Below are 2,808 nucleotides of genomic sequence, written 5' to 3'. Positions count from 1 at the left end.
CCGGCAACTGCAACTGCCCGGGCGCCCCGGCCAGCGGCAGCTGGTCGATGACCAGCCGATAGCTTCGCTCGATCGGACCGGCGGGTGCCTTGGCGACGACCCGCACCGCCTGTGCGCCGCCGGCTTCAAGCCGGAACAGCGGCGGGCTGAACCCGGCATCCGTGGCGGGGGTGTAGACTTCCTCGTCCCCGGCCATCGTCCAGCTGAACAACCGAACCTGGACGGTCACCGGGCCGCTGCCCGGATTGCTGACGATCGTCGAGGTGCTGCGGGTTCCTTCGGCCAGCGTCAGTTGCACCGGTGCGACCGACAGGCCACCGCCCTGCGCCGCGCCGCCCACCGTCTGCGCCGCAACCGGGGAGAGCGCCGCCGTCGACAGCACGAGGCCGAGCCGGACAAGGGCCGCCGAGCCGGGAGTAGCCTTCACGACCCGAGCCTCAATAATAGACCGTGATCGGAACGGTGTCCGAATACACGTCCGCCGGCGCACTCTGCCCCGCGACGATCGACCCATAGACCGCGATCGAGTTGGCGGTGGCGCCGAGACCCGTCTGACCGACCAGGCGTTGTGCGGTGACGCTGTTGCCGAACCGCTGGGTGCCGGCGCTGTCCTGGAACAGGTTGTAGGCCAGATATTGCGACTGGCTGGCGCCCTTCATCCGGCGCTGCGTGCCCGTGGCATTCGCACCATCGCTCAGACCAACCGAAAAGGGCGTACCCTGCGTACAGGTCACATTGAGGTTGACCCGCGACGCAGCCGTCGTGCCGGTCGCCGGATCGACGGTTCCGAACGCGAGCGTGCCGCTGCCGACAGAACAGGTCGATACGACGGTGACTTCAACGGTCAGGACACCACTTGCCGTCTGTCCAAACGCCATCGGCGCACCAGCCACCAAGCAACAGGAAAGCGCAGCCGCGCGGAGAATGTTTTGCACCCGAGACACTCCGTACCAAATCTCTATGCACAAACAATGGCATAGCGGTATTAAGGATGCATTTCTTCGCCAATACGCAAATTACGCAAGCACGAGATCAGTTGTTATACGATCGCTCGGGCTTCCCGAACATGATAGTAGGCGCTTGATCTGGATTAATGCTCGGACACCTTCCGATCAATCGACGTCGGCAGCGCGCCTTAACGTTACCACCATGACATTGTACGCCAGATCGGCCGCGCCGACCGCGCTCCACCGGCTCGGGTCGCGCCGGCAGGACCCCTGCAAAGGTAACGCGATCAAATCGTTTAGCTCTTGTCGGAGTAGTTATTCCGTCGGAGAGTGGCGTCAACGAACGGCTGAGAGGATGCCCATGAACGAAACGACGATGAGCCGGCGCGCCGCGCTGCGGGGTGCGGCGCTGGTCGGAGCGGCAGCCGCCGGGTCGATTGCCGTCCCGGCGATAGCGGGCGGGGCAGGGACATCGGATGCGGCGGATCAGTCCGCTTCGCCCCCTCGGACAATGGACATGCTGGCACCGCGCCCGCCGATGGGATGGAATAGCTGGAACAGCTTCGCCACCACCATCACCGAAGCGCAGGCGCGCGAGACGGCCGCGATCATGCGCGCCAGGCTCCTGCCGTTTGGGTACGACATCTTCACCGTCGATATCCAATGGTATGAACCGGCGGCATCGAGCTACGAATATAATGCCGAGCCGGTGCCGGCGCTCGACGGGTATGGACGGGTGATACCGGCGCCCAACCGGTTTCCGTCCAGCCGCAACGGATCGGGTTTTACGAAGCTGGCCGCCGACATCCATGCGATGGGGATGAAATTCGGCATCCATGTCATGCGCGGCATCCCGCGCCTGGCGGTCAAGAGGAACCTGCCGATCCTCGGCACCCGCTACCGCGCTGCGGACATCGCCGACAAGACCAGCATCTGCTCGTGGAACCCCGACATGTACGGCGTCGACATGACGAAGCCGGGCGCGCAGGCCTATTACGACAGCATCTTCCGGCTATATGCCGACTGGGGCATCGACTTCGTCAAGATGGACGACATGAGCCGCCCCTATGACGCGCACGCGCCCGAGATCGAGGCCGCGCACAAGGCGATCGTGAACAGCGGGCGGGCAATCACGCTCAGCCTGTCGCCCGGCGAGACCCCCGTGATCCGCGGCGATCATGTGCGCCGCTATGCGCAGATGTGGCGCATTTCCGACGATTTCTGGGACGAATGGGCGATGCTGGAGGCGCAGTTCACCCGGTTGGAGAACTGGACGCCCTATCGCGGTCCGGGCAGCTGGCCGGACGCCGACATGCTGCCGCTCGGGCGGCTGGCACTCGGCAAGCGCGACACCAAATTCACGCCGGATGAACAGCAGACGCTGATGTCCCTATGGGCGATCGCGCGTTCGCCGCTGATCATGGGGGGAGATTTACGGCATCTCGATGCACCCACCTTGGCGTTGCTCACCAACCGGGCGGTGCTTGCCGTCAACCAGGCCTCGACCGACAACCAGCCACATTTCATCGAGGACGGCACGCGCATCTGGTCTGCAAAGCCCGAAGGTGCGCCGGGCGAACGATACGTCGCCTTGTTCAACACCACGAACGAACCAAAGGAGGTCGCCATTCCGCTCAAGATGCTAGGCTTCAGCGGAGCGGCGCAGGGGACCGACCTCTGGTCCGGTTCGCAATTACCGCGCGTAGAAAACAGGCTGGCTCGCACCCTTCCTCCCCATGGATCGGGCCTATATCGCCTCAAGGCATGAGCGGATCGCGCGGAAAAGAACTAGGGCCGATCGACATTCAGCGGCGTGACCGTTCGTCTCCCCTCCCTGGAAGGGAGGGGCTGGGGGTGGGTC

3 protein-coding genes are annotated in these 2,808 nt (G+C 64.4%); 1 reads left to right on the top strand and 2 read right to left on the bottom strand.

From position 1 onward, the window contains the following. Positions 1–427, bottom strand: a 427-nt coding sequence (locus tag ASE59_RS16575) for a molecular chaperone (RefSeq protein ID WP_162235331.1), incomplete at its 3' end; no start/stop codon positions are given. A gap of 10 nt (positions 428–437) precedes the next feature. Then, positions 438–878, bottom strand: a complete 441-nt coding sequence (locus ASE59_RS16570) for a spore coat U domain-containing protein (protein ID WP_056458894.1) — start codon at positions 876–878, stop codon at positions 438–440. A gap of 430 nt (positions 879–1,308) precedes the next feature. Here ASE59_RS16570 and ASE59_RS16565 point away from each other — a divergent pair, with 430 nt between their 5' ends. After that, complete coding sequence (locus ASE59_RS16565; protein WP_082458522.1) at positions 1,309–2,715, top strand: glycoside hydrolase family 27 protein; 1,407 nt, start codon at positions 1,309–1,311, stop codon at positions 2,713–2,715. Positions 2,716–2,808 lie beyond the last annotated feature (93 nt).

Source organism: Sphingomonas sp. Leaf10, assembly GCF_001421245.1.
GTDB lineage: Bacteria > Pseudomonadota > Alphaproteobacteria > Sphingomonadales > Sphingomonadaceae > Sphingomonas.
Note: the sequence above shows the minus strand (reverse complement) of the source record. Positions and strands in the feature narration are given on the sequence as shown.